Source organism: Caulobacter sp. Root655, from assembly GCF_001427665.1.
Taxonomy (GTDB): domain Bacteria; phylum Pseudomonadota; class Alphaproteobacteria; order Caulobacterales; family Caulobacteraceae; genus Caulobacter.
In genome coordinates, this window is the sequence record NZ_LMHC01000002.1 from 83,474 (window position 1) to 107,069 (window position 23,596).

Annotated in this window: 25 protein-coding genes; 10 read left to right on the forward strand and 15 right to left on the reverse strand. The window is 69.0% G+C overall.

Translation table 11 applies throughout. The annotated features are described in order from the left end of the window. The first annotated feature begins 231 nt into the window (after positions 1 to 231). Positions 232 to 903 carry a hypothetical protein gene (locus ASD79_RS04990; RefSeq protein WP_056719953.1) on the forward strand — a complete coding sequence of 224 codons (672 nt, stop codon included), beginning with the start codon at positions 232 to 234 and terminating at the stop codon, positions 901 to 903. Here ASD79_RS04990 and sseA read toward each other — a convergent pair. The 4 genes from sseA to ASD79_RS05010 all read right to left on the reverse strand — a co-directional run bounded on the left by sseA (position 900) and on the right by ASD79_RS05010 (position 4,578). Continuing rightward, positions 900 to 1,766 carry a 3-mercaptopyruvate sulfurtransferase gene (sseA, locus tag ASD79_RS04995; protein ID WP_056720095.1) on the reverse strand — a complete coding sequence of 289 codons (867 nt, stop codon included), beginning with the start codon at positions 1,764 to 1,766 and terminating at the stop codon, positions 900 to 902. The genes ASD79_RS04990 and sseA overlap by 4 nt on opposite strands. Before the next feature lie 97 nt (positions 1,767 to 1,863). Further along, positions 1,864 to 2,862, reverse strand: a complete 999-nt coding sequence (locus ASD79_RS05000) for a cysteine synthase A (protein ID WP_056720096.1) — start codon at positions 2,860 to 2,862, stop codon at positions 1,864 to 1,866. 104 nt (positions 2,863 to 2,966) lie between these two features. After that, on the reverse strand, positions 2,967 to 3,248 hold the full coding sequence (locus ASD79_RS05005) for a hypothetical protein (RefSeq protein WP_056719954.1): 282 nt from the start codon (positions 3,246 to 3,248) through the stop codon (positions 2,967 to 2,969). Between the two features lie 106 nt (positions 3,249 to 3,354). Beyond that, complete coding sequence (locus tag ASD79_RS05010) at positions 3,355 to 4,578, reverse strand: cyclopropane-fatty-acyl-phospholipid synthase family protein (protein ID WP_056719955.1); 1,224 nt, start codon at positions 4,576 to 4,578, stop codon at positions 3,355 to 3,357. A 253-nt stretch (positions 4,579 to 4,831) separates the two neighbouring features. Between ASD79_RS05010 and rfaD the strand changes: the two genes are divergently transcribed. The 4 genes from rfaD to ASD79_RS05030 all read left to right on the forward strand — a co-directional run bounded on the left by rfaD (position 4,832) and on the right by ASD79_RS05030 (position 9,930). Next, complete coding sequence (gene rfaD, locus ASD79_RS05015) at positions 4,832 to 5,833, forward strand: ADP-glyceromanno-heptose 6-epimerase (RefSeq protein WP_056719956.1); 1,002 nt, start codon at positions 4,832 to 4,834, stop codon at positions 5,831 to 5,833. A 201-nt stretch (positions 5,834 to 6,034) separates the two neighbouring features. After that, entirely contained in the window at positions 6,035 to 7,522 is a 1,488-nt protein-coding gene (locus ASD79_RS05020) for a hydroxymethylglutaryl-CoA synthase family protein (protein ID WP_056719957.1), read from the forward strand. Between the two features lie 11 nt (positions 7,523 to 7,533). Then, a complete protein-coding gene (locus ASD79_RS05025; RefSeq protein ID WP_056719958.1) occupies positions 7,534 to 8,736 on the forward strand; it encodes an acetyl-CoA acetyltransferase in 1,203 nt (400 codons plus the stop codon). A gap of 51 nt (positions 8,737 to 8,787) precedes the next feature. Beyond that, positions 8,788 to 9,930, forward strand: a complete 1,143-nt coding sequence (locus ASD79_RS05030) for a DUF3089 domain-containing protein (RefSeq protein ID WP_056719959.1) — start codon at positions 8,788 to 8,790, stop codon at positions 9,928 to 9,930. Between the two features lie 94 nt (positions 9,931 to 10,024). Here the strand turns inward: ASD79_RS05030 and ASD79_RS05035 are convergent, their stop codons facing one another. From ASD79_RS05035 to tcyJ, 7 genes are all read right to left on the reverse strand, one after another. Further along, positions 10,025 to 10,393, reverse strand: coding sequence for a DUF6285 domain-containing protein (locus ASD79_RS05035; protein ID WP_056719960.1), 369 nt, complete (start codon positions 10,391 to 10,393; stop codon positions 10,025 to 10,027). Next, positions 10,393 to 11,379 (reverse strand): phosphotransferase family protein, encoded by a 987-nt coding sequence (locus ASD79_RS05040; protein ID WP_056719961.1) that lies wholly within the window; start codon positions 11,377 to 11,379, stop codon positions 10,393 to 10,395. Before ASD79_RS05040 ends, ASD79_RS05035 begins: the two co-directional genes overlap by 1 nt. 20 nt (positions 11,380 to 11,399) lie before the next feature. Beyond that, entirely contained in the window at positions 11,400 to 13,475 is a 2,076-nt protein-coding gene (recG, locus tag ASD79_RS05045) for an ATP-dependent DNA helicase RecG (RefSeq protein ID WP_056719962.1), read from the reverse strand. A gap of 67 nt (positions 13,476 to 13,542) precedes the next feature. Beyond that, positions 13,543 to 13,845 carry a hypothetical protein gene (locus tag ASD79_RS05050; RefSeq protein ID WP_007674316.1) on the reverse strand — a complete coding sequence of 101 codons (303 nt, stop codon included), beginning with the start codon at positions 13,843 to 13,845 and terminating at the stop codon, positions 13,543 to 13,545. A 62-nt stretch (positions 13,846 to 13,907) separates the two neighbouring features. Beyond that, positions 13,908 to 14,663 (reverse strand): amino acid ABC transporter ATP-binding protein, encoded by a 756-nt coding sequence (locus tag ASD79_RS05055; RefSeq protein WP_056719963.1) that lies wholly within the window; start codon positions 14,661 to 14,663, stop codon positions 13,908 to 13,910. A gap of 8 nt (positions 14,664 to 14,671) precedes the next feature. Then, positions 14,672 to 15,328, reverse strand: coding sequence for a cystine ABC transporter permease (tcyL, locus tag ASD79_RS05060; RefSeq protein WP_056719964.1), 657 nt, complete (start codon positions 15,326 to 15,328; stop codon positions 14,672 to 14,674). 141 nt (positions 15,329 to 15,469) lie between these two features. Then, positions 15,470 to 16,270: a cystine ABC transporter substrate-binding protein gene (tcyJ, locus tag ASD79_RS05065; RefSeq protein ID WP_056719965.1), complete on the reverse strand. Its 801-nt coding sequence runs from the start codon at positions 16,268 to 16,270 to the stop codon at positions 15,470 to 15,472. A 174-nt stretch (positions 16,271 to 16,444) separates the two neighbouring features. On the opposite strand from tcyJ, the gene ASD79_RS05070 reads away from it, so the two are divergent. Together ASD79_RS05070 and ASD79_RS05075 are read left to right on the forward strand one after the other, a co-directional pair. After that, on the forward strand, positions 16,445 to 17,641 hold the full coding sequence (locus ASD79_RS05070) for a M48 family metallopeptidase (protein ID WP_056719966.1): 1,197 nt from the start codon (positions 16,445 to 16,447) through the stop codon (positions 17,639 to 17,641). A 77-nt stretch (positions 17,642 to 17,718) separates the two neighbouring features. Next, entirely contained in the window at positions 17,719 to 18,198 is a 480-nt protein-coding gene (locus ASD79_RS05075) for a nuclear transport factor 2 family protein (protein ID WP_056719967.1), read from the forward strand. Between the two features lie 182 nt (positions 18,199 to 18,380). Here the strand turns inward: ASD79_RS05075 and ASD79_RS05080 are convergent, their stop codons facing one another. Next, positions 18,381 to 19,496, reverse strand: a complete 1,116-nt coding sequence (locus ASD79_RS05080) for a beta-ketoacyl-ACP synthase III (protein WP_056719968.1) — start codon at positions 19,494 to 19,496, stop codon at positions 18,381 to 18,383. Positions 19,497 to 19,800: 304 nt separating this feature from the next. Here ASD79_RS05080 and ASD79_RS05085 point away from each other — a divergent pair, with 304 nt between their 5' ends. Further along, positions 19,801 to 20,325: a porin family protein gene (locus tag ASD79_RS05085; RefSeq protein WP_056719969.1), complete on the forward strand. Its 525-nt coding sequence runs from the start codon at positions 19,801 to 19,803 to the stop codon at positions 20,323 to 20,325. A 187-nt stretch (positions 20,326 to 20,512) separates the two neighbouring features. Here the strand turns inward: ASD79_RS05085 and ASD79_RS05090 are convergent, their stop codons facing one another. Beyond that, a complete protein-coding gene (locus tag ASD79_RS05090; RefSeq protein WP_056719970.1) occupies positions 20,513 to 20,926 on the reverse strand; it encodes a DUF805 domain-containing protein in 414 nt (137 codons plus the stop codon). Positions 20,927 to 21,099: 173 nt separating this feature from the next. Here ASD79_RS05090 and ASD79_RS05095 point away from each other — a divergent pair, with 173 nt between their 5' ends. After that, positions 21,100 to 21,504 carry a hypothetical protein gene (locus ASD79_RS05095; protein WP_056719971.1) on the forward strand — a complete coding sequence of 135 codons (405 nt, stop codon included), beginning with the start codon at positions 21,100 to 21,102 and terminating at the stop codon, positions 21,502 to 21,504. After that, entirely contained in the window at positions 21,501 to 22,478 is a 978-nt protein-coding gene (locus ASD79_RS05100) for a sterol desaturase family protein (protein WP_082584814.1), read from the forward strand. The genes ASD79_RS05095 and ASD79_RS05100 overlap by 4 nt, the downstream gene beginning before the upstream one ends. Here ASD79_RS05100 and ASD79_RS05105 read toward each other — a convergent pair whose 3' ends face one another. Together ASD79_RS05105 and ASD79_RS23730 are read right to left on the reverse strand one after the other, a co-directional pair. Then, positions 22,479 to 23,372 (reverse strand): SPFH domain-containing protein, encoded by an 894-nt coding sequence (locus ASD79_RS05105; protein WP_056719972.1) that lies wholly within the window; start codon positions 23,370 to 23,372, stop codon positions 22,479 to 22,481. Beyond that, complete coding sequence (locus ASD79_RS23730) at positions 23,369 to 23,596, reverse strand: hypothetical protein (RefSeq protein ID WP_056719973.1); 228 nt, start codon at positions 23,594 to 23,596, stop codon at positions 23,369 to 23,371. The genes ASD79_RS05105 and ASD79_RS23730 overlap by 4 nt, the downstream gene beginning before the upstream one ends.

Here is a 23,596-nt window from a genome sequence, read left to right on the forward strand (position 1 = left end):
CCGCCATCGACGCGCGAGCGCCTTGGATCCGTTTCTCGTCCTGCCGTTTCTCGTTCTGGATGTCACGCGGGCACAGTCGACGGCCGATCACGCCGTCGAGGCGGACGAAGATCGCGATCCTTCGCCCAAGCCGGAGGGTCGTGGAAAGGCGGCTTTATGTCAACCGATGAGTGTGTAAACGACTTGTGATAGCATAGCGATTGCTCCTGTCACGCGAACCGGGAACCGCCCATGACCCTGGCGAACATCGAAGCGCCCGTCGATCCGGCCGCCGCGCGGCGGCTGATCCTCGCCCTGGACGCCGCCCCTATGCCGATCGACGACCCCGCGCTGGACGCGGCCCTGGGCCTGCGGATCGCGGAGGTGGAAGGGCGGCTCAACACCCTGGCGCTGCTGGACCGCTACGGGGTCCAGCGTTTCGACCAGGGCGACCTGTCCTATGCGGTGGTGCGGTCGTTCTACCGAGCGATCGGCCCGGAGCTGCGCCGCCGGCCCGCGCCCCGGCTGCTGGACCTGGGCAGCGGCTATGGCCGGTTCGGCTTCTATGGCGCCCTGCGTCACGACCTGATGGTCCACGGCCTGGAGCTGGTCGCCGAGCGCGCCGCCGAAGCCGCCCGCGCCGCCGAGGCCCTGGGACTGATGGGCCTGTCGTTCGAGACCGGCGACATGCTGGCGGTCGCGTGGCGGCCGGCCGAGGTCTACTGCATGATGAATTCGGTGCTGCCCGACCTGCTGCCGCCGGTGCTGGCCAGGCTGGAGGCGGAGGCGCGCGAGCGGCGGATCGTGGTCGCCTCGGTTTCGACCAGCAACCGCGCCTTCGCGGCGGCGGGCTGGCTGCGCGAGATCCCGACCACGGTCGAGGGCCCGGCGGCGCGCGAGCTGCGCCTCTGGGAGTCGACCTAGAGGGGCGCGGCCTCGCCCGTCGCCACCGGCACGTCCTCGCGGCCGCCCCATTCGGTCCACGAGCCGTCATAGACCGCCGCCCGCGGCTTGCCGAGCCGGGCCAGGGCCAGCGACACGACGGCGGCGGTGATGCCAGAGCCGCAGGTGGTGGCGATCGGCCTGGCGATGTCGACGCCGGCCGCCTCGAACACGCCGGTCAGTTTGGCGGCCGGCAGCATCGTGCCGTCCGGCGCCAGCAGCGCCGACAGCGGGACGTTGCGCGAGCCGGGGATGTGGCCGCCGCGCAGACCGGCGCGGGGTTCGGGGTCCTTGCCCGTGAAGCGGCCGGCGGCGCGGGCGTCGATCACCTGCTCGCGGCCCCGATCTCCAGGAGATTTGTCCAGGTTGCGCTTCATCTGGTCGATGGAGCGGACGATGTCGGCCTGGAAACGGGGCGTGAAGTGGCGCTCCTGGGCGACGACGACGCCATCCTCGACCGGGCGGCCCTCGGCGATCCACTTGGGCAGGCCGCCGTCCAGCACCACCACGTCCTCGTGGCCCATGGCCCGGAACTCCCACCAGACGCGGGCGGCGGGCAGGATGCCGCTGCTGTCGTAGACGACGATCCGCGCGCCGTCGCCCAGGCCCAGCTTGCGGACCCGCGAGGCGAACTTGATCGGCGAGGGCAGCATGTGCGGCAGGTCGGAGGTCTCGTCCGCGATCTCGTCGATATCGAAGAACACCGCGCCGGGAATGTGGACCAGGTCGTACTCGGCCTTCGGATCGCGCTGGGCGGCCGGCATGTGCCAGGAACCGTCGACGATCCGCACGTCCGGCGCGTCGAGATGCTCCTGCAGCCAGGCGGTCGAGACGAGCGGATCCATATGGGTCTTGGCGGTCATGGATTGGCCTTTCGGGGTCTGACTCGCCCCTTGCGGGTTCTCAGGATCACGTGATCGGCGGCGGGGGGCAAGCGGAGAGCTACATCCACGGCGGCGTCGGCAGGCCCTTTTCCGCCAGGAAGGCCGGGTTGAACAGCTTGCTCTGGTAGCGCGAGCCGTGGTCGCAGAGGATGGTCACGATGGTGTGGCCGGGACCCATGGCCCTGGCCATGTGGATGGCGCCGGCGACGTTGATCCCCGACGAGCCGCCCAGGCACAGGCCCTCGTGCTCGACCAGGTCGAAGACCTGTTCCAGCATCTCCTCGTCGCTGATCCGGAACGGGTGGTCGATCGCCAGGCCTTCGAGGTTGGCGGTGATCCGGCCCTGGCCGATGCCCTCGCTGATCGAGGTTCCCTCGGCCTTCAGCTCGCCGTCGGCGTACCAGCTGTAGAGCGAGGCGCCGTGCGGGTCGGCCAGACCGATCTTGACCTCCGGCTTGCGGGCCCGCAGGGCGGCGGCGACGCCGGCCAGGGTGCCGCCCGAACCGATGGCGCAGATGAAGCCGTCCACCTTGCCGTCGGTCTGTTCGAAGATCTCCGGGCCGGTGGTCTCGAAATGGGCCTGGCGGTTGGCGACATTGTCGAACTGGTTGGCCCAGACCACGCCGTTGGGCTCGGTCGCCGCCAGTTCCTCGGCCAGGCGGCCGGAATAGCGGACATAGTTGTCGGGGTTGGAATAGGGGACGGCGTCCACCTCGACCAGCTCCGCGCCCAGCAGGCGGATGGCGTCCTTCTTCTCCTGGCTCTGGGTGCGCGGGATGACGATGGTGGTCTTGTAGCCCAGGGCCGAGGCGACCATGGCCAGGCCGATGCCGGTGTTGCCGGCCGTGCCCTCGACGATCCGACCGCCGGGCTTGAGCAAGCCTCGCGCCTCGGCGTCGCGGATGATGCCCAGGGCGGCGCGGTCCTTGACCGACTGGCCGGGGTTCATGAACTCGGCCTTGCCGAGAATCTCACAGCCGGTCGCCGCGCTGGCGCGGTTGAGGCGGATCAGCGGCGTGTCGCCGATGGCGTCTAGGACACTGGTCTTTACCGTCATTCCATCATTCCGGCCGCGCGGGAGGTGGGCCTCGTAGATCGTGATGCGCACCCCGCAAGCAAGGCCAGTTTTCCTGAAGACGCCGTCGCCGGTTTCAGGAAGGTTCAATCCACCCGCTGGGTGATGATGACATTGAGCAGCGCCAGTTGGTCGTTCACGGTGGTCGCCGCGCACCAGGCGCCGTGCAGGCCGTCGACCTCGACCAGGACGTTCCCAATGGCGTCGATCATGATGCCTTCGGCGACGTCGGACGACACCTCGCCCAGCAGCTGTTCGTCCTGCAGTTCGCGGCACCAGGCGGCGACGGCGTCCTGCGCCGTGTCGGCGTCGAACTGGGTGATGTAGGTGCCGCCGTGGAAATCGAGGACCAGGGTGTAGAGGTTCATTGGGGGCCGACCTCTGATGTGCTTCGCGACGATGTAAGCACACCAGAGGTTGGGGCGCGCGGCTCAAGTTTCCAGGGTCGGCCAAGTTTCCAGGGTCGGCTTTGGCCTAGATGCGCGAGAGGCCCAGCTGGATCACGTTGGTGCGCTCGGTGCGGAAACCGGCTTCGCAGTAGCTGAGATAGAACCGCCACAGCCGGCGGAAGCGCTCGTCGAAGCCCTGGCTCCTGATCTCGTCCCAGGCGTCCTCGAAGCGCCTGGCCCATTCGACCAGGGTGTCGGCGTAGTTCTGGCCAAAGCGGCTGACCCCGGTCCAGGCCAGGCCGGCGGCGGCGGTTTCCTGTCGCAGCCGCGCCTCGCTGGGCAGCATGCCACCCGGGAACACGTAGCGCTGGATGAAGTCGGTGTGGCTGCGGTACTTGGCGAACAGCTCGTCGCGGATGGTGATGATCTGCAGGCCGGCGCGGCCGCCGGGCGACAGCACCTCGCGGATCTTGCCGAAATAGGTCGGCCAGTATTCCTCGCCGACCGCCTCGAACATCTCGATCGAGGCCACGCTGTCGAACTGGCCCTGGACGTCGCGATAGTCGATCAGCCGGATGTCGGCCCGGTCGGCCAGGCCTTGGTCGAACAGCCGCCGCCTGGCGAAGTCGTGCTGGGCCTGGGAGATGGTGACGCCGGTGACCTTGGCGCCCATCTCCTTGGCCGCGAACTCGGCGAAGCCGCCCCAGCCGCAGCCGATCTCCAGCACATGCTGGCCGGGTCGCAGGTCGATCGCCCGGGCCAGGGCCGCGTACTTGGCGTGCTGGGCCTCGCCCAGCGGCTGGTCGGGCGTTTCGTACAGGGCCGAGGAATAGGTCATGCTGGGGTCGAGCCAGCGCGAATAGAAGGCGTTGCCCAGGTCGTAATGGGCGTGGATGTTCTTCCTGGAGCCCACTCGATCGTTTCGATGGAAGAGGTGGTAGAGGCTGTTGACCGCCCGCATCAGCGGATTGCCGCTGACCAGGGCCGTCAGCCTGTCGAAGTTGCGCGAGAAGGCCTCCAGCACCGCCGACAGGTCGGGGGTGTCCCATTCGCCGGCCATGTAGCCCTCGGCGAAGCCGATGCCGCCCGAGGCCAGGGCCCGGCGGATGAACCGGTAGTCGTGGATCTGGATCACCGCGTCCGGTCCCGGGGTCTTGCCGTCGATGCGCAGCGGCCTGCCCGACGGCAGGACGAAGGTCAGGGTTCCCACCGCCCAGTTCTCGACGGCCACGCGCAGGGCGGTGCGGAAGGCGGCGGGAGCGTGACGAAGTTCGGGGTCACGCCAGGTCGCAGGCAGGATATCGGTCATCGACGGTCCCATCCCTTACTGAGGACGAAAGTAAGAACTCACCAAACCGATGTGTAAATGGGGAGGTCCATCCGGCCGCGCGAGAGCTCCAGTCTCCCGCGAGGCCGCGGACGCGCCACCACCGGTTCAGGATAGATACGCGCGGCGGTGGCGCTTGGTTGCGGTGAAGCTGTTCGAGGCTCGATGATCAAGGCGTCGATGAAGACGGGGACGCGAGATTTGCCCCCCGGACCGCCTGTGGCATAAGCCTCCCATGTCCAGACGCGTCATCCTCGTCACCGGCGGCGCCGGTTTCATCGGCTCCAACATCGTCGCCAAGCTGTGCGAGGACCCCGCGTTCGACCTGGTGGTCTGCGACTGGCTGGGCGCGGCGGCCGACAACAAGTGGCGCAACCTCTCCAAGTCGCCGATCGCCGACTTCGTGGCCCCCGAGGCCTTGTTCGACTGGCTGGCCGTGCGCGGCGAGGACGTCGAGCTGGTGATCCACATGGGCGCGGTGTCGTCGACCACCGAGCCCGACGCCGACAAGATCATCCACGCCAACTTCACCCTGTCGCGCGACCTGTGGCGGTGGTGCGCGGCCCATCAGCGGCGGCTGGTCTACGCCTCGTCGGCGGCCACCTATGGCGACGGCGACCAGGGCTTCGAGGGGCTGGACGACATCGACAGCCTCAAGGCCCTGCGGCCGCTGAACGCCTACGGCTGGTCCAAGGCGCTGTTCGACCTCTACGCCGCGCGCGAGGCCGAGCGCGGCAATCATCCGGCCCAGTGGGTGGGGCTGAAGTTCTTCAACGTCTATGGTCCCAACGAAGCCCACAAGGGCGACATGAAGTCGGTGGTCTGCCAGATCTGGCCCAAGGTGGCGGCCGGCGAGGGCGTGCGGCTGTTCAAGTCTCACAACCCCGACTACGAGGACGGCGGCCAGCTGCGCGATTTCGTCTATGTGCGCGACGTGGCCGACGTGGTGGCCTGGCTGGCCAAGAGCCCGCACGTCAACGGCGTCTACAACCTGGGCTCGGGCAAGGCCCGCTCGTTCCAGGCCCTGGCCGAGGCCACCTTCCGCGCCGTCGGCCGCGAGCCCGACATCGACTATTTCGACATGCCCGAGGTGCTGCGCGGCAAGTACCAGTACTTCACCGAGGCCAGGATGGATCGCCTGCGGGCCGCCGGCTACAACGCGCCGATGACCGCGCTGGAAGACGGCGTCGAGGACTATGTGGCGGGGTTTTTGAATACGGACGATCCGTACCGGTGACTGCCCTGCGTCCTTCGAGGCCCGCTGCGCGGGCGCCTCAGGATGAGGAATTCAGTACAGTCTTCCTCATCCTGAGGTGCGAGGCGAAGCCGAGCCTCGAAGGACGCACGACTGACGCCACGTCACACTTGCCGACCCCTTCCGCGGGCGTAAGCTGACCGCCGATAACTCGCCGGGACAGGCGCAGATCGGGAGTGGAACATGGTCGGCATCGCCGCCTGGGGCGCCTATGCGCCGCGCCTTCGCCTCAGCCGCGAGGCGGTGACGAAGGCCAACGCCTGGGTGGCGCCGAACCTGCGCGCCAAGGTCAAGGGCGAGCGCGCCATGGCCAATTGGGACGAGGACGCCCTGACCATGGCGGTCGAGGCCGCCCGCGACGCCCTGGGTCCCGGCGACGACCGCACCGCCGTCGACGCCCTCTACTTCGCCTCGACCACGGCGCCGTTCACCGACCGCCTGAACGCCGGGATCGTCGCCGCCGCCTTGACCCTGGAGAAGGCCGTCGCGTCGGCCGATGTCACGGGCTCGCAGCGCTGCGGCCTGACAGCCCTGGGCCAGGCCCTGGCGGCGGTGCAAGGCGGGGCGGCTAAACGGGCCCTGGTGGCGACCGGCGAGCACCGCCGGGCTCGAGCGGCGTCCAGCCAGGAGCTGGACAACGGCGACGGCGCGGCGGCCTTCGTGGTCACGGCCGAAGCCGGCGCGGCGCAGTTCCTGGGCCGGGGCAGCATCACCGACGACTTCGTCGACCACTTCCGGGGCGCGGATAGCGAGTTCGACTACGCATGGGAAGAGCGCTGGATCCGCGACGAGGGCATCGTCAAGCTGGTCCCGCCGGCCATTCGCCAGGCGCTTGAAGTTGCCGGCCTAACATCTTCTGACGTCACGCATTTCTGCTTTCCATCGACCTTCGCCGGCATGGCCGCCAGCCTGGCCAAGACGGTGGGGATCGCGCCTGAGGCGGTGCGCGACAACCTGGCCCTGACCTTGGGCGAGGCCGGCTGCGCCCACGGTCCGCTGATGCTGGCCCACATCCTTGAGCAGGCCAGGCCCGGCGAGGTGATCCTGGTCGCCCAGTTCGGCCAGGGCGCCGAGGCCCTGGTGTTCCGGGCGGGCGACGACATCGCAAGCCGCCGCCCGGCACGCGGCGTCACGGGTGCGCTGTCCGATCGAAGAGTCGAGGACAACTATCTGAAATTTCTGACCTTCAATGGCCTGATCGAATGGGAAAAGGGCATGCGGGCCGAGAAGGACAACAAGACGGCCCTGACCACCCTCTACCGCAACCAGGACATGATCCTGGGCCTGGTCGGCGGCCGCTGCCGCGAGACCGGCGTCGTGCAGTTCCCGCGGACCCGCATCTCGGTGGCTCCCAACAATCCAGGCGTCGACACCCAGGAGCCGTACCGCTTCGCCGAGCGTCGCGCCTCGGTCCTCAGCTACTCGGCCGACTACCTGACCTTCTCGATGAGCCCGCCCAACCACTACGGCATGATCGTCTTCGAGGGCGGCGGGCGGATCATGATGGACATCACCGACGTCGAGATCGGCGAGGTCGACAGCGGCCTGCCAGTCAGGATGGTGTTCCGCGTCAAGGACGTCGACGAGAAGCGCGGCTTCGTCCGCTACTTCTGGAAGGCCGCGCCGGACCGCGCGGCGGCGACGGCCAAATCCGCCTTGGCGGCGGAATAGGGAGCACGACCATGGCCAAGGGCATCCGCGACAAGGTCGCCATCCTGGGGATGGGTTGCAGCAAGTTCGGCGAGCGCTGGGACGCCGGGCCCGACGACCTGATGGTCGAGGCCTATGTCGAGGCCATGGCCGACGCCGGGATCGAGCCCAGCCAGCTGGACGCGGCCTGGTTCTCGACCCACGTCGACGAACTGGGCACGGGCAAGGGCGGCACGCCGCTGTCGATCGCCCTGCGCCTGCCCAACATCGCCGTCACCCGGGTGGAGAACTTCTGCGCCTCGGGCTCGGAGGCGTTCCGGGGGGCGGTCTACGCCGTGGCGGCCGGGGCGGCCGACATCGCCATCGCCGTGGGCGTCGAGAAGCTGAAGGACACCGGCTATGGCGGCCTGCCGGTCGGGGCGCCGGGCACGCTGGCCCCGCAGATCATCCCCAACGGTTCGGCCCCCGGCAACTTCGCCCAGCTGGCCAGCGCCTACCGCGCCAAGCACGGCGTGTCGCGCGAGGACCTCAAGCGGGCCATCGCCCACGTTTCCGTCAAAAGCCACGCCAACGGGGTCAAGAACCCCAAGGCCCACCTGCGCAAGGCCGTCACCGAGGCGCAGGTTCTGAACGCCCCGATGATCGCCGAGCCGCTCGGCCTGTTCGACTGCTGCGGCGTGTCGGATGGGGCCGCGGCGGCGATCGTCACCACGCCGGAGATCGCCTGGGCGATGGGCAAGAAGAACCTGACCATGGTCAAGGCCCTGCAGCTGTCGGTCTCCAACGGCTACGAGAGCCAGTACAACGGCTGGGACGGCAGCCACTTCCACACCGCCCGGATCGCGGCCGGCAAGGCTTATCGGGAGGCCGGCATCGAGCGGCCGCGCGAGCAGATCTCGATGATGGAGGTGCATGACTGCTTCTCGATCACCGAGCTGGTGACCATGGAGGACCTGTTCATCTCGCCGGAAGGCCAGGGTTGGCGCGACGTGCTGGACGGCTTCTACGACGCCGACGGCGGCCTGCCGTGCCAGATCGACGGCGGGCTGAAGTGCTTCGGCCATCCGATCGGGGCGTCGGGCCTGCGCATGCTCTACGAGATGTACCTGCAGCTGCAGGGTCGGGCCGGCGAGCGGCAGCTTCGCGACCCGGTGTTCGGCATGACCCACAATCTGGGCGGCGCGCCGGCCAGCAATGTCTGCTCGGTGGCGATCATCGGCCAGGAAGGCGCGTAAGGCCGGTCAGTCCCTCGCGCGACCCCTGGAGTTCGTGGTAACGCAGCGCCCATGAGCGAGCGCTTCAAGGGTTTCAAACGCTGGATCTTCGCGGGGGCCGTGCTGCTCCTGGCGATGGTCCTGTCGGCGGCGTTCTACTGGCGCTACGACATCCTGCGCACCACCCTGGACCCCAAGGTGCCGTTCCAGACCTACGAGCCGCCGCCGGCCCCGGACTACGCCAAGCCGGCCGCCTGGGCGCTGCGGCCCGGCGCGGGGCTCAAGGGACCGGCCGACGTGTTCTTCGTCCATCCCACCAGCTTTGACGGTGGCCGCGACTGGAACGCGCCCTACGACCAGCCCAAGGCGTCGCGCGACCTGGCCCGCGTGATGCTGCCCAACTACGCCGCGCCGTTCGCGCGGGTGGGACGGATCTTCGCGCCGCACTACCGCCAGGCCAGCCTCTACACCTTCCTGACCCTGCGCGACGACGCCCGCGACGCCCGGCGCTTCGCCTATGACGACGTTCGCCAGGCCTTCCGCTACTACCTCAAGCACGACAACAACGGCCGGCCGATCATCCTGGTCGGGGTCGAGCAGGGCGGCATACTGGCGGCCCGACTGCTGGGCGAGGAGATCGCGCGCGACGCGGCCCTGCGCGGCCGCCTGGCCGGGGTCTATCTGATCGAGACCGTGGTTCCCGCCGATGAGTACGGCCCCGAGGCGCCCGTGCCGGCCTGCGCGAGGCGTGACCAGGCCGGCTGCGTGGCGGCCTGGGCCTCGATGATGGACGGCGACTTCCATGAGGCCCAGGAATTGGCCAACCGTTCCCTGGTCTGGAACGGCGGCGGCGAACTGGTCACCCTGGACGGTCGCACGCCGCTCTGCGTCAATCCGCTGCTGGGCGCCCAGAACGAGATCCGCGCCCCGGCCCGGATGAACCTGGGCGCGGCCAACGCCACCGGCCTGGAGTGGGGGTCGCGACCGGCCCTGCTCAAGCGCCAGGTCTGGGCCCAGTGCGAGAACGGCCTGCTGCACACCGGCCGCCCGAAATCGACCTCGCTGCGGGATTCCGGGTCCTGGACCGACCGTCGCAAGGTGGACGGCTTCAACCTGTTCTGGGCCGACATCGAGGCCGACGCCCAGGCCCGGGTGGCGGCGCTGAGGGCGCGGGCGGCGGCAGGTTCCACATCTCCGTTGTCATCCCGGCCGTAGCGAAGCGAAGGGCCGGGACCCAGAGCAACTGCGGTGCGCCGGCCCCTGGGTCCCGGATAGCCTCTGCGAGGCTTCCGGGATGACAACGTTGGGGCTAGGCGGGCGACGCCCCCAGCGCCGCCAACCCCGAATAGCTCGGCTGGTCGATGGCGATCTGGTCGGTCACGCTGGCCTTCAGATGGGCCAGCACCGCCGGATCGAGCGGCGACAGGCGACCGTCGCACAGACGAGCGCAAAGTTCAGTGTTGAGGTCGTCGAAGTCGCCCTCCAGGCCCAACAGCCCGCGCAGGCGCGCGACGGCCTCCGCCTCGGCCGCTGGACCCAGGGCCGCCTCCCGCTCCAGCGTCGCGCGGGCGTTGTCGGCCACCCGCGCCAGGAACGCCGTCCGGGCGTCCCCGGCCGGCGCGTCGTCGAACGCCGACAGGGCCTCGGCCAGTTCGCCGGCCGTCGGATGCGTGATCATCACGACCGCTCCATCAGCAGCACCAGGTCGATCTCGGCCTCGCTGGCCCGGCGGCCGATCATCGCCCGCTCGATCGAGCGGTCGGCGCCCGAGGCGAAGCTGGCGTACATCATCAGGCACATGACGCCCCATTTCAACGACCCCAGGGCCTGCCAGAACAGCAGCCGCTCCAGCGTCACCGGCGCGCCGCCGGCCGCCGCGTGGCCGTCCAGCAGGTCCTGGTAGCCGCCGAAGCCACCGACCGGCTGGCGCCATTGCCCGAATCGCCAGGAATTGACGCAGATCCAGCCCAGGTCCTCGGCCGGGTCGCCCAGGTGGGCCAGCTCCCAGTCCAGCACGCCGACCAGGCCCCCGTGGGGTCCCGAGGCGGGCGAGATCATCAGGTTGCCGTTGCGAAAGTCGCCGTGGACCAGCACCGGCCGCTCCAGCGGCGGCGCGCGGCGCTCCAGCCAGCGGAAGGCGGCTTCGAAGACCGGTCGCCGGGCGCCCAGGTCGCGATAGACCGCCTCGTAGCGCGCCAGTTCGCTGGCCGCGTCGGAGGTGGCCAGCGGCGGCAGGCCGTCCAGCGGCGTGGCGTGGATCGCCGCCAGCACCTGGCCGCAGCGCCGGGCCAGTCCGGGACGGACGCCGGCGAAGGCCTCGTCGCGGACGATGCGCTTGCCCAGGGTCTCGCCCTCCAGGCGGCCCATGACATAGGCCTCGCCCAGGCCGTCGCCCGGCGCGCAGAGGTGGATGACCCGGGGCACGGGTGCGCCGCTGGCGGCGACGGCGGCGAGCAGGGCGGCCTCGGTGGCCAGGGGCAGGGCGTTGTCGCCGGTCCGCGCCGAGGGCGGACGGCGACGCAGGATCAGCGGTGTCCCGTCATCGAGGTCGAAGGCCCAGGTCTCCAGGCTGGCGCCGCCCGACAGCCGGCGGGCCTCGGTCGCCGTCGTCGCGCCGGGCGACAGGCGCGGGGCCAGGGCGGAAAGGGCGGCCGGGACATCCATGGTCGCCAGCCTCCCTTGCCTCACCCGGCGTCATGCAAGGGCGAAGCCGACTTCCAGTCGAACAGCTCCTGCAGGGTCCGCACCGCCTGGCCGCGCGGCGAGGTCAGGTCCGGGTCGCGGGCCAGGATCAGCCGGGCGTCGTCGGCGGCCACGGCGATCAGGTCGCGGTGGGCCACGGGGTCGGCCAGCCTGTAGGCCGGGAAACCGCTCTGCTTGAGGCCCAGCGGATCGCCGCCGCCGCGCAGCTCCAGGTCCTTCTCGGCGATCTCGAAGCCGTCGTCGCTGCGGCGCAGGATGTCCAGCCGCTGCTGGGCGGTCTCCGACAGCGGCGGGTCGTAGAGCAGCACGCAGGAGCTCTCGCGCGCCCCGCGACCCACCCGGCCGCGCAGCTGGTGAAGCTGGGCCAGGCCGAAGCGGTCGGCGTGCTCGATGACCATGATGCTGGCGTTGGGCACGTTGACCCCGACCTCGACCACGGTGGTGGCGACCAGCACGCTGACCTCGCCGTCGACGAAGGCCTGCATGACCGCGTCCTTCTCCGAGGCCGGCATCTGGCCGTGGACCAGGCCGACGCTGGGGCCGATGGCTTCGCGCAAGGAGGCGGCGCGACGTTCGGCGTCGCGCAGGTCGATCTTGTCGGACTCGGCGACCAGCGGGCAGATCCAGAACGCCTGGGCCCCGCCCTGGGCGGCGGCCTTCAGCCGGGCGATGATCTCGGGGATGCGCGGGGTCGGCGCGGCGCGGGTGGCGACCGGCGTGCGGCCCGGCGGCTTCTCGTCGATGCGCGAGACGTCCAGGTCACCGAACACCGTCAGCTCCAGGGTGCGAGGGATCGGGGTGGCCGACATCGCCAGCAGATGCGCGCCTTCGCCCTTGTCTTGGAGCCGCTTGCGCTCGTTGACGCCGAAGCGGTGCTGCTCGTCGATGATCGTCAGGCCCAGGGCCTTGAAGGCCACGTCGTCCTGGAACAGGGCGTGGGTGCCCACGGCCACGGCGGCCGAGCCGTCGGCCAGGGCCCCCAGCTTGGTGGCGCGGGGACTACCCTTGTCGCGGCCGGTCAGCAGGATCACGGCCAGGCCCTGGGCCTCCAGCGCCGGAGCCAGGGTCTCGTAATGCTGGCGGGCCAGGATCTCGGTCGGGGCCATCATGACCGACTGCAGGCCGCTGGACGCCGCGTCGGCCATGGCCAGCATGGCCACCACCGTCTTGCCCGAGCCGACATCGCCCTGCAGCAGCCGGCCCATCCGCTCGCCGCTGGCCATGTCGCCGCGCACCTCGGACAGGGCGCGGATCTGGGCGCCGGTCAGGCGGAAGGGCAGGGCCTTCTCGGCGGCGTCCGATAAGGCGCCGGCCTGGATGCGCGGCGCGGGGTGGGCGCGCTTGGTCGCCTTGCGCTGGGCCAGGGCCAACTGGTGGGCCAGTAGTTCGTCATAGGCCAGGCGGCGGCGGGCGACCGACATCGGCGACAGGTCGATCTCGGCCTGGGGATTGTGCAGCAGCGCCAGGGCCTCGCGCCAGGCCGGAAAGGCCTCGCGGGCCATCCACGCCGGGTCCTGCCATTCGGTCAGTGGGGCGGCCCGTTCCAGGGCCTCCAGGGCGAACTTACGGAAGGTGCGCGACGGCAGGCCCGCCGTGGCGGGGTAGACCGGCTCGATCAGCGGGATGTCGCCGGCCTTGTCGGCGTCGAGCAGGTAGTCGGGGTGGGCGACCTGGATCTCGCTGCCGAACCGCTCGACCTTGCCGCTGGCCGCCCGGCGCGCCCCGACCGGATGCTGGCGCTCCAGGTGCGGGCCGTGGCCCTTGAACCAGGTCAGGGTGACGAAGCCGTGCTCGTCCCAGGCGCGGATACGCCAGGGCTGACCCGGCCGTTGCGGCGGCAGGTGGGCGTCGATGGTGACGATGAAGGTCTGGACCTGGCCATCGACGGCGCGGTCCGAGGTGGTAGCGGTGCGCCGGATCAGGCCGGTGGGCGGCGTGAACAGCACGTCGCGGACGATCGGCCCGGCCAGCCGCTCGACCAGCGGAGCAACGCGCGGCCCCACGCCCTTGAGCGTGGAGACCGGCGTGAACAGCGGAAAGAGAATCTCGGGGCGCATGGGGCTTCACCATAGCGAAGCGTGCGTCGGATGTGGACGTAGCCGATGCGCGGAAAGCGAAAGGCGGCTACTCGCCCCGGTTCATCACCGGTTTGAGCGCCGTCAGGATGTCCTGCAGTTCGTCCGAACGCGACGCGCCCGAGACGTTCAGCCGAGTGTAGAGGTACTCGGCCTTGTGTTTCTGCGCGGCCTCGGGGAAGCGATTGCCGGCCCCATGCAGGTTGTTGGCTTCGCCCGCATAGACAACGGTCCCCCCCACATCGAGGAAGACGAAATTGCCAGCGATCGTCGTCCGAGGATCACGATCCTCGGCGAGCTTGTAACGGTAGACGGCGCCCGATGCGCCTTGCAGATCGATATAGGGTTTCACAGGACCTCGCCTCACAGCACACGGCGTCGGCGGCGAGGTGGTGGGGGGCGCCGGAGGCCAAATTATGACCTTAGGCCGCTCACCTTGCTGAGGAATCGCCGCGTGCGTTCTTCCTTAGGCGAACCAAGCAGGTCTCCGGAAGGGCCTTGCTCAATTATAACGCCGTCATCCATGAAGATCGTACGCCCCGCGACGTCGCGTGCGAAGTCCATTTGATGGGTGACGATGACCATCGTGCGCCGCTCGGCGGCCAGGTCGCGGATCACCGTCAGCACCTCGCCGACCAGCTCCGGATCGAGGGCCGAGGTCGGTTCGTCGAACAGGATGACCTCGGGGTCCATGGCCAGGGCGCGGGCGATGGCGCAGCGCTGCTGCTGGCCGCCGGACAGCTCGCGCGGATAGGCGTCGATGCGGTGGGCCAGGCCGACCTTGGTCAGCATGGCCCGGGCCTTTTCGAGCGCGGCGGCCGGATTCTGGCCCCGCACGGTGATCAGGCCCTCGGCGACGTTGCGCAGGGCGGTCATGTGCGGAAAGAGGTTGAAGCTCTGGAACACGAAGCCGACCCGGCCCTGTAGGGCCCGGGCCAGGGGCGGCTTGCCGACGGCCCCAGCCGAGGATGTGACGCCGGCCACGGTCAAGGTCCCGCCGTCGACGACCTCCAGCCCGGCCAGGCAGCGCAACAGGGTGCTCTTGCCCGAGCCGCTGGGACCGATGACGGCCACCACCTCGCCGGGGTCGACGGTGAGGTCGACGCCGTTCAGCACGGCCTGGTCGCCGAAGCGCTTGACGAGGCCCTGGGCCGAGATCGCGCTCCCCATACCCTGGCTCATCGGCCTTGCTCCGCCTGGCGTTCAAGCCGGTGCTGGCCCAGGGCCAGCAGGCTGGAGAGGATCCAGTAGAGGGCGGCGGCCGCCAGGTACATGGCGAAGATCTCGTAGGTGCGGGCGGTGATCAGCTGGGCCTGGCGGAACAGTTCGGGCACCTGGATGGTGGCGGCCAGGGAGGTGTCCTTGACCAGGCTGATGAAGCTGTTGGACAGCGGGGCGACGGCGGTGCGGGCGGCCTGGGGCAGGATCACCCGGCGCAGGGCCTGGCCGCGGCTCATGCCCAGCACGCTGGCGGCCTCCCACTGGCCCTTGTCGACGGCGGCGATGGCGCTGCGCAGGATTTCGCCGGCATAGGCTCCGATGTTCAGGGAAAAGCCGATCCCGGCCGCCAGCAGCGGCGGCAGCTCGACGCCCAGCTGCGGCAGGCCGTAATAGATCAGGAACAGCTGCACCAGCAGCGGCGTGCCCCGGATCGCCGAGACGTAGACGGCGGCGGGCCAGCGTAGCAGCGGGCTGCGCGACAGCCGCATCAGGGCCAGGCCGAAGCCGATGACCAGCCCCAGGCCCATGCCGATCACGCTGAGCAGCACGGTATAGCCCGCGCCTTTCAGCAGCAGGGGGGCGGATTGGGCGATGAGGTCGAGGGCGGCGGGCATGTCAGCTCGAACCCACAACGGTTGTCATCCCGGACAAGCGAAGCGCAGATCCGGGACCGCCGGAAGCGCTGGCGTTCACGCGTCGGTCCCGGATCTTCGCGCTGCGCGCTCGTCCGGGATGACAAACGTTTTTGCGGTGACTCACCGCGTCACGTCCGCGCCGAACCACTTCATCGAGATCGCCGTCAGCCGGCCGTCGGCGCGCAGGGCGTCGATGGCCTGGTCGACGGCCACCTTCAGAGCCGGATCGCGCAGCATGGCCACGCCCATGCCCTGAGCGGCGAACGGCGGGCCGGAAGCGACGTAGTCGGGCGAGGTCTTGACGAAGTCGGCGGCCACCAGCCGGTCGTTGAGCACGGCGTCGATGCGGCCGGCCTTGAGGTCCTGGTACTTGGTCGGGTCGTCGTCATAGGTGCGGACGATGGCGGTCGGCACGTTGGCCCGCAGCCAGCTCTCGTAGTTGGTGCCCAGGCCGACGCCGACCTTCTTGCCGGCCAGGTCGGCCGGCGTGGCGATACCGGTTCGGCCCTTGCGGACGATGATCTGGATGCCCGACACCGTGTAGGGCTTGGAGAAGTCGTACTTGGCGGCCCGTTCTGGGGTGATGGTGATCTGGTTGATCACCACGTCGATTCGCTTGGATTCCAGCGCGCCCAGCAGGCCGGCGAAGGGCGAGGGCCGAAAGTCCGGCTTGAGCTTCATCTGGTCCGCCAGGGCCTTGGCGAAGTCGACTTCGAACCCGGCCAGCTGGCCGTCCTTGTCCTGGAAGTTGAACGGCGGGTAGGTGCCCTCCAGGCCGATCCGCAAGGTCTTGCTGGCCTCGACGCGCTTCAGGCCGGTCTCGCCGTCGGCGCCGGGCTTGCCGCCGCAACCGGCCAGGACCAGGCCGCTGGCGCTCAGGCCAAGACCCAGGAGGAAGTCACGACGGGCGGGGAATCGCATGCGGGCCTCGGAAAGCGGATTTCGTGACGTATTTCTATACAGCCCGCGCGCCGCCGCCAGTGGCAAGCGTCGCCGTCGGCCTTGGGGCGACCCAACCTGACCGCGAATTAACCTGACGCGACCGCCGGGCTCTGGCCATCTGCGGCGCAATCATCTGTTCGGGGGAAGTCGTCCATGGCCCAAGCGTTCGATCCCGCCGCCGCGACGGCGGCCTATCTGGCGCAATTGCCGCCGGAGGCCCACGCCAAGGCCACGGCCTATACCCAAGGCGGCCACTGGCTGCTGCTGTGGGGTTTCCTGGTGGCGGTGGTGGTCTCGTGGCTGATCGTGCGCAGCGGCGTGCTGGTGGGCCTGCGGCGCGGGCTGGAGAAGCGGCGGCCCCGGCCGGTGCTGGTCAGCCTGGTGGTCGGGATCGTCTACCTGCTGGTCGACGGCGTGCTGAGCCTGCCGTGGTCGGCCTACAGCGGCTGGTGGCGGCAGAAGCAGTATGGCCTGACCAGCCAGGCCTTCACCGGCTGGCTGGGCGAAAGCGCCATCAACCTGGCGATCATGTCCGTGCTCTTCGGTCTGTTCTTCGTCGCGCTCTACGCCCTGATCCGCAGGGCGCCGCGCACCTGGTGGCTGTGGAGCGGCGCGCTGACGGCGGGCTTCATCGCCCTGATGATGATCATCGCCCCGATCTATATCGAGCCGATCTTCAACAAGTACACGCCGGCCCCGGCCGGTCCGGTGCGCGACACCGTGGTCGCCATGGCCAAGGCCAACGGCATCCCGGCCGACAAGATCTTCGTCTATAACGGCTCCAAGCAGTCCAACGCCTACACCGCCAACGTCTCGGGCCTGTTCGGCACGGCGCGGGTGGCGATGAGCGACACCATGTTCAAGCAGGGGGCGGACATCGCCGAGGTGCGTGGCGTGGTCGGCCATGAGATGGGCCACTACGCCCACCACCACGTCATCTGGATCGCCGGCGCGATGAGCCTGCTGGCGATGCTGGCCTTCTTCCTGGTCGATCGCCTGTTCAACCTGGTCTCCCGCCTGCTGGGGGCCGAGCAGGTCAAGGGCCTGGCTGATCCGGCCGGCCTGCCCGTGCTGAGCGTGATCCTGGCGGTGCTGGCGCTGCTGGGCACGCCGCTGACCAACAGCCTGATCCGCATCGCCGAGACCGACGCCGACCGCTACAGCCTGGAGCACGAGAACGAACCCGACGGCCTGGCCAAGGCCCTGGTCAAGACCATCGAGTACCGCGCCGCCACGCCGGGCGTCGTCGAGGAGGTGCTGTTCTACGACCACCCGTCGGTGGGCCGCCGGATCCGCGACGCCATGGACTGGAAGGCGGCGCATCTGGCGCCTGCCAAGCCGGGGGCCTGATCCGGGACCCCGAAGCGACACCCCGTTCAGCCCGGAACGCACGAGGTGTTCCGGGCGCGCCCTCGTGGAGATGAACCTTGAAGACCCTGGCCCCGTTGTTCGCCCTGCTGGCGCTCGCCGCCCTGACGCCTTCGGCCGCGCTGGCCCAGACCGCTTCTCCCCAGGCTTCGGTGTCGCGGGCCGCGTCGCCCGAAACCGTCGCCACGCTGGAGAAGCTCAACAGCGAGTGGCTGACAGCCTACAAGACGCACGACGGCGCGGCGCTGGACCGCATTCTCGCCGACGATTTCGAGGCGATCTATCCGGGCGGACGTATCCTCGGGAAGGCGGACCTGCTCAAGACCGCCACCGATCCGTCGCGCACCGTCGCGAGCATCACCTGGGAAGATCTGAAGGTCATGGTCTTCGGAGAGGTCGCCGTGGTCAGGGCGCGCAGCCGGGTGAACGGCAAGAACGCCGAGGGCGACTTCTCGAGCGTCAACGACTACGCCGACGTGTACGTCAAGCGCGCGGGCGCCTGGCGCGCCGTCTCGGCCCACGTCGTCCGCGTCGAGTAGGTCGGCTTGCGGAAGCCCAGGTTTCTCGGTGCGGTGAAGCCGCCGTGCGTCCTTCGAGGCTTCGCTACGCTACGCACCTCAGGATGAGGAAAGCAGCACATAGCTCCTCATCCTGAGGCGCCCTCCAACGGAGGGCCTCGAAGGACGCACCGCGCTTGCCGATCTCAACTGCCTACGGAAGCCTACCGCTTCCTGACGAACACCGTGCCCGCCGAATAGCCCGCCCCGAAGCTGCAGATCAGCCCCGTCTCGCCCGCCGCGAAGTCGTCATTGGCGCTGTGGAACGCGATGATCGAGCCGGCCGAGCTGGTGTTGGCGTAGGTGTCGAGGATGATGACGTTCTCGCCGGGCTGGGGGTCGCGGCCCAGCACCTTGCGACCGATCATCTCGTTCATGTTGATGTTGGCTTGATGCAGCCACAGGCGCTTCAGGCCCGTGGGATCGACGCCGATGTCGGCGGCGTGCTCGGCGATCATCTGGCTGACCATCGGCACCACCTCGCGGAACACCTTGCGGCCCTCCTGCACGAACAGCTTGTCGCGCGCGCTGATCCCCTCGGGGGCGGTGCGGTTGAGGAAGCCGAAATTGTTGCGGATGTTGTTGGAGAACTCGGTCTTCAGACGGGTGCCCAGGACCTCCCAGCCGCCGGTCGCCTGGCTTTCCTCTTCCAGGATCACCGCGGTGGCCACGTCGCCGAAGATGAAATGGCTGTCGCGGTCGGTGAAGTTCAGGTGACCCGAGCAGATCTCGGGATTGACCATCAGCACGGCCTTGGCGCTGCCGGTGGCGATGAAGTCGGCGGCGGTCTTGATGCCGAAGGTGGCCGACGAGCAGGCGACGTTCATGTCGAAGGCGAAGCCCTCGATGCCCAGGGCCTGTTGCACCTCGATGGCCATGGCCGGATAGGCGCGCTGCATGTTCGAGGCGGCGCAGATCACCGCGCCGATCTCGCTGACCGGCTTGCCCCAGCGTTCGATCGCCTGCCTGGCCGCCTCGACCGCCATCTCGGCCAGGATCGAGATCTGCTCGTTGGGGCGCTCGGGCAGGATCGGCCGCATGACCTGCGGATCGACGATCCCGGTCTTGTTCATCACGTAGCGGGCCTTGATGCCCGAGGCCTTCTCGATGAATTCGGGCGAGGAGGGGGCCAGGGCCGTGACCTCGCCGGCGGCGATGGCCTCGGCGTTGGCGGCGTTGAAGCGCTCGACATAGGTGTTGAAGGCTTCGACCAGTTCGGTGTTCGAAACGCTGAACGGCGGGGTGAAGAGCCCCGTGGCGACGATGACGGCTTTATGCAAGGCGGCGGTCCCGGTGACGCTGGCGCGCCCCTCCCACTGAAAGGTGGCGGGCGCGTCTCTGATTTTGTTCCGGCCGGATCAATAGCACGCCTGACGCCCCCGTCACCTTCGCGGCGCGGCTTTGGGGTCACGCCGCCGGTTTTTTGCCCCTCGAAGGGAACGATTTGGCCTCGCCACAATCGCCTCGCGGATGTCCGAGACGACACGCAATGGCCGCAAAGCCGTCCGTCCCGGTCCTATCGAGGCCGCATCCCTGGCCTAGCTAGAGGGGGCTGAGGGTGCACGCGTACCAAGGAGTAAAACAATGAAAACTCTCATGTCGGCGGCTCTGGCCGCCCTGTCGGTCGCCGCCGTTCCCGCCCTGTCCCACGCTCAAGAGGTCTATGGCACGCTAGGCTATGCCGGTTCCCGTGCCGACGGCGCCGACACCGGCGCCGTGCAAGGTCGCCTGGGCGCCAAGCTCACCCCGCACTTCGGCGTCGAAGGCGAACTGAGCGGCGGGGTCACGGACGACAACATCGACACGAACGGCGTGCGGTCCAGCATCGAGCAGACCCATTCCGCCGCCGCCTACGGCGTGGGCTTCCTGCCGGTCACGCCCAACATCGACCTGATCGGCCGCGTTGGCTACGGCAACACCCAGTTCAAGCAGAAGCTGGCCGGAGTGGAAGGCAAGTTCGACGCCGACAGCGTCAATTACGGCGTCGGCGCCCAGTACAAGGTCGACGACAAGAACGGCGTTCGCGTCGACTACACACGCCAGCAGTTCCGTGACAACGACGCGGCCGACGCCAACGTGGTGTCGGTGGGCTACGCGCGGAAGTTCTAGAGCGTTTCCCGACCTGATTGCATCAGGCCAGGGCTCTAGGTTTTTGTTTGGCGCATTTTCTTCACGCGAACCGGAAGCCACTTCGCTCGAAAATGCTCTAGGGGCCTGGCCTGAAACGAAAGACGCGCGCCTCCCCACGGAGGCGCGCGTCGTCGTGTCGATGGCCCGCGGGCCGATCAGGCCGTGATCAGCTGAAGACTTCCGCGGTGTCGCCGCCGCCCAATGGCGACTTCGGATCGGCGCCGAACCTGTTGGGACCCGTCGTACCCGGCAGCAGGTAGAAGACGATCAGCGTGATCCAGCCGATCAACGGGATCAGGACAATCAGGATCCACCAGGCCGAGCGGTCGGTGTCGTGCAGCCGGCGGAAGCCGACGGCCAGGCTGGGAACCAGAACGGCCAGAGAGAACAGCAGGTTGACGATCCCCAGCGCATCCATGCGTCCGCTTTCGAGGCTCTCCATGCCACCGGTCGCCACGCGCAGGATGCCGATGACCACGCCGACGCCGAAGCAGAACAGCGAGAACAGCCAGTATTCCGACCGGCGCGCGCGGCCCTGGAAGTCGGCGAATTTCTTGAACGGTTGGAACATCAACGACATCGAAAACTCCTGAAATACCCCCGCTCCCTGGCGGTGATGCAACCTTGGGCACGAAAATGGCCGGCGTAAACACCCAAGGTGTGGACCCGGGGAGCGCAGGGTGACCCCACGTCGCCCTTGACGCCCAACCCTCGCCGCCCGACTCTTGGAAAAACGCGAGGAAGGCGTCGGCTTTGGACAAGGCGCTGCTCATTCAATTGGTTGGCTCGGCCACGGCCGTGGCCCTGCTCGTGGGCCTGGCGGCCTGGGCCAGGATCGCGCGCCCGACGCCGCCGCTCGACGGCCAGGCCGCCCGCACCCTGCTGGCCGACGAATTTCCCGACGATCCCGTCGACGCCCTGTGGACCGCCGCCGACGGGACGGGGGCGGTGGCCCGGTCGGGCGACCTGGCCCTGGTGCTGTGGCGCAAGGGCGACGGCTACGTGGCCCGCGCCGTCCCCTGGGCCCAGGCCCGGGCGGCCACGGTCGAGGGCGGCCGGCTGAAGCTTAGGCTGGCCGACGCCTCGCCCCGCCTTTCCGTGTCCGACGGCGCCGCCTGGCCGCCCCCCGAATTGGCGCCGAACGAGTTGGCCGCATGAAGACCTTCGATCCCGTCCAGATGGCGATCCCGTTCTTCGTCGTCGCCGTCATCCTCGAGGTGCTGCTGGCCCGTCTGGGCAAGGCCAAGGCCCATTACGAGGCCAAGGACACCGCCACCTCGCTGGTCATGGGCCTGGGCAGCACGATCGCCGGCCTGCTGACCGCCGGCCTGACCTTCGCCGCCGCCCTGTGGGTCTATCAGCACCGGCTGTTCACGATCCCGATGACCGCGGTCTGGGCCTGGGCCGTACTCTTCTTCGCCGAGGACCTGACCTATTATTGGTTCCACCGCGTCAGCCACGAGCGGCGGTTCTGGTGGGCCAGCCACGTCAACCACCACACCTCGACCCACTACAACCTGTCGACCGCCCTGCGGCAGACCTGGACGGGCGGCGTGGCCGGAACCTGGCTGCTGTGGCTGCCGCTGTCGTTCCTGGGCTTCCCGCCGGCCATGGTGGCGATCCAGAAGGGCGTCAGCCTCGTCTACCAGTTCTGGATCCACACCGAGGCGATCAAGAAGATGCCGCGCTGGTTCGAGGCGGTGTTCAACACCCCTTCGCACCACCGAGTGCACCACGCCCGCAACGCCCGCTATCTCGACGCCAACTACGCCGGCATCCTGATCATCTGGGACCGGATGTTCGGCACCTTCATCCCGGAGACCGATGCGGAGCGCTGCCGCTACGGGACGGTGAAGAACCTGGGGAGCTTCAACCTGCTGACCAACGTCTTCCACGAGTGGATCGGCATCGCCAGGGACCTGGCGGGCTCGCGCTCGCCGCGCGAGGTCCTGGGCTATGTGTTCGGGCCGCCGGGCTGGAGCCCGGATGGGTCGCGCGACACCTCGGACACGCTGAAGGCCAAGTGGCGGGCGCGGATGGAGTCGCCGCCGCGACCCGTCGGACCATCCCGTGCCGAAGGGCAGGACGATCCGACGGTCCGAAGCGACGCGGACGTCAGCCCGGTCGCCTGATCAGTCGATCTTGACGAAGGGCGTGCCGCCGCTGGTGACCTTGGGCATCACGCCGTCCCACTTCTCGATGGCCAGCTGCTGCAGGATCTGCGGGTTGGCCCGGATCGCCTCGCCCTTGATGCGGATCGACTCGGCCTCGCCGCGCGCCTTGGCGATCGCGGCGTTGGCCAGGGCGATCTCCTTGGCTTCCAGGGCCTTGGCGGCCAGCGCCTCCTGCTCCAGCTGTGTCTTGTTCTGCATCTGCTGGATGATGGCGTCCGGATAGCGGATCGAGCCGATCCAATCCATTTGCGAGACCGTGACGCCGTGCTTGGCCCACTTGCTGGAGACGCGGGTGAAGGCCTTCTGCATCACCGTCTGCCGCCCGCCGCTGTACAGTGTCTCGACCCCGACCTTCTCGGCCTCGGCGGCGACGGCCGAGCGCACGTCGTTACGAATCGGCCCGTCCAGCAGTTGATCGAACGACAGGCGATAGGTCTGGTAGAGGCTGGGGGCCGACACCGGATTGACCTGCAGCGTCACCGATACGTCGGCCGTCATCGGCAGGCCGGTGTTGTCGGAGAAGGTGATCTCCTCGTTCTCGTTGCCGCGCTCGTCCTTCTCGCGGGTGTAGCTGTAGGTGCGCTGGATCACCGGATACTGGACGATGCGCTCGCCGATGCCCCGGAAGTACCAGCGGGCGGGCAGGGGCTCGGGCACGACGCCGGCCCCCGATCCGAGCGTCTTGATCTTCACGCCGGCGTTGCCCGGCTCGACGGTCGTGCTGTGCGAGGCGAGGCTGCACGAACCGACCAGCAGGACCAGCACGCTGACCGCGCCGACGCCGATCGCGCGGCCGGTGTTCTTGAGCTTCGACCGCGCCTTGGCGGCCTTGGATTGGAATTCGTCGGTCATTCCCCGGTGTCCCCGTTGTTCGATTTTTGAGTCTTGGCGATGTCCTTGAGCAGGACGGACGCCAGCTTGCCCAGGCCGACGATCCCGAGCGCGAAGGCGATCGGCGCGGCGATCAGGCCGATGTCGGTGGCCGAGCCCCAGAGCGGGCCCACGACGACGCGCAGCAGGACGACGACCAGCGAGAGCCAGCCGACCAGATAGGCTGTGGCCTTGGCGTAGATCAC

What these genes read in the sequence shown, in the direction of transcription:
- ASD79_RS05105 (WP_056719972.1), bottom strand. Translation starts at nt 23,372, where the DNA reads ATGACCGACGAATTCCAATCCAAGGCCGCCAAGGCGCGGTCGAAGCTC.
- ASD79_RS05030 (WP_056719959.1), top strand. Translation starts at nt 8,788, where the DNA reads ATGAGCGAGCGCTTCAAGGGTTTCAAACGCTGGATCTTCGCGGGGGCC.
- recG (WP_056719962.1), bottom strand. Translation starts at nt 13,475, where the DNA reads ATGCGCCCCGAGATTCTCTTTCCGCTGTTCACGCCGGTCTCCACGCTC.
- ASD79_RS04990 (WP_056719953.1), top strand. Translation starts at nt 232, where the DNA reads ATGACCCTGGCGAACATCGAAGCGCCCGTCGATCCGGCCGCCGCGCGG.
- ASD79_RS05010 (WP_056719955.1), bottom strand. Translation starts at nt 4,578, where the DNA reads ATGACCGATATCCTGCCTGCGACCTGGCGTGACCCCGAACTTCGTCAC.
- ASD79_RS05100 (WP_082584814.1), top strand. Translation starts at nt 21,501, where the DNA reads ATGAAGACCTTCGATCCCGTCCAGATGGCGATCCCGTTCTTCGTCGTC.
- ASD79_RS05025 (WP_056719958.1), top strand. Translation starts at nt 7,534, where the DNA reads ATGGCCAAGGGCATCCGCGACAAGGTCGCCATCCTGGGGATGGGTTGC.
- tcyJ (WP_056719965.1), bottom strand. Translation starts at nt 16,270, where the DNA reads ATGCGATTCCCCGCCCGTCGTGACTTCCTCCTGGGTCTTGGCCTGAGC.
- ASD79_RS05085 (WP_056719969.1), top strand. Translation starts at nt 19,801, where the DNA reads ATGAAAACTCTCATGTCGGCGGCTCTGGCCGCCCTGTCGGTCGCCGCC.
- ASD79_RS05005 (WP_056719954.1), bottom strand. Translation starts at nt 3,248, where the DNA reads ATGAACCTCTACACCCTGGTCCTCGATTTCCACGGCGGCACCTACATC.
- rfaD (WP_056719956.1), top strand. Translation starts at nt 4,832, where the DNA reads ATGTCCAGACGCGTCATCCTCGTCACCGGCGGCGCCGGTTTCATCGGC.
- ASD79_RS05020 (WP_056719957.1), top strand. Translation starts at nt 6,035, where the DNA reads ATGGTCGGCATCGCCGCCTGGGGCGCCTATGCGCCGCGCCTTCGCCTC.
- ASD79_RS05000 (WP_056720096.1), bottom strand. Translation starts at nt 2,862, where the DNA reads ATGACGGTAAAGACCAGTGTCCTAGACGCCATCGGCGACACGCCGCTG.
- tcyL (WP_056719964.1), bottom strand. Translation starts at nt 15,328, where the DNA reads ATGCCCGCCGCCCTCGACCTCATCGCCCAATCCGCCCCCCTGCTGCTG.
- ASD79_RS05070 (WP_056719966.1), top strand. Translation starts at nt 16,445, where the DNA reads ATGGCCCAAGCGTTCGATCCCGCCGCCGCGACGGCGGCCTATCTGGCG.
- ASD79_RS05090 (WP_056719970.1), bottom strand. Translation starts at nt 20,926, where the DNA reads ATGTCGTTGATGTTCCAACCGTTCAAGAAATTCGCCGACTTCCAGGGC.
- ASD79_RS05040 (WP_056719961.1), bottom strand. Translation starts at nt 11,379, where the DNA reads ATGGATGTCCCGGCCGCCCTTTCCGCCCTGGCCCCGCGCCTGTCGCCC.
- ASD79_RS05055 (WP_056719963.1), bottom strand. Translation starts at nt 14,663, where the DNA reads ATGGGGAGCGCGATCTCGGCCCAGGGCCTCGTCAAGCGCTTCGGCGAC.
- ASD79_RS05035 (WP_056719960.1), bottom strand. Translation starts at nt 10,393, where the DNA reads ATGATCACGCATCCGACGGCCGGCGAACTGGCCGAGGCCCTGTCGGCG.
- sseA (WP_056720095.1), bottom strand. Translation starts at nt 1,766, where the DNA reads ATGGATCCGCTCGTCTCGACCGCCTGGCTGCAGGAGCATCTCGACGCG.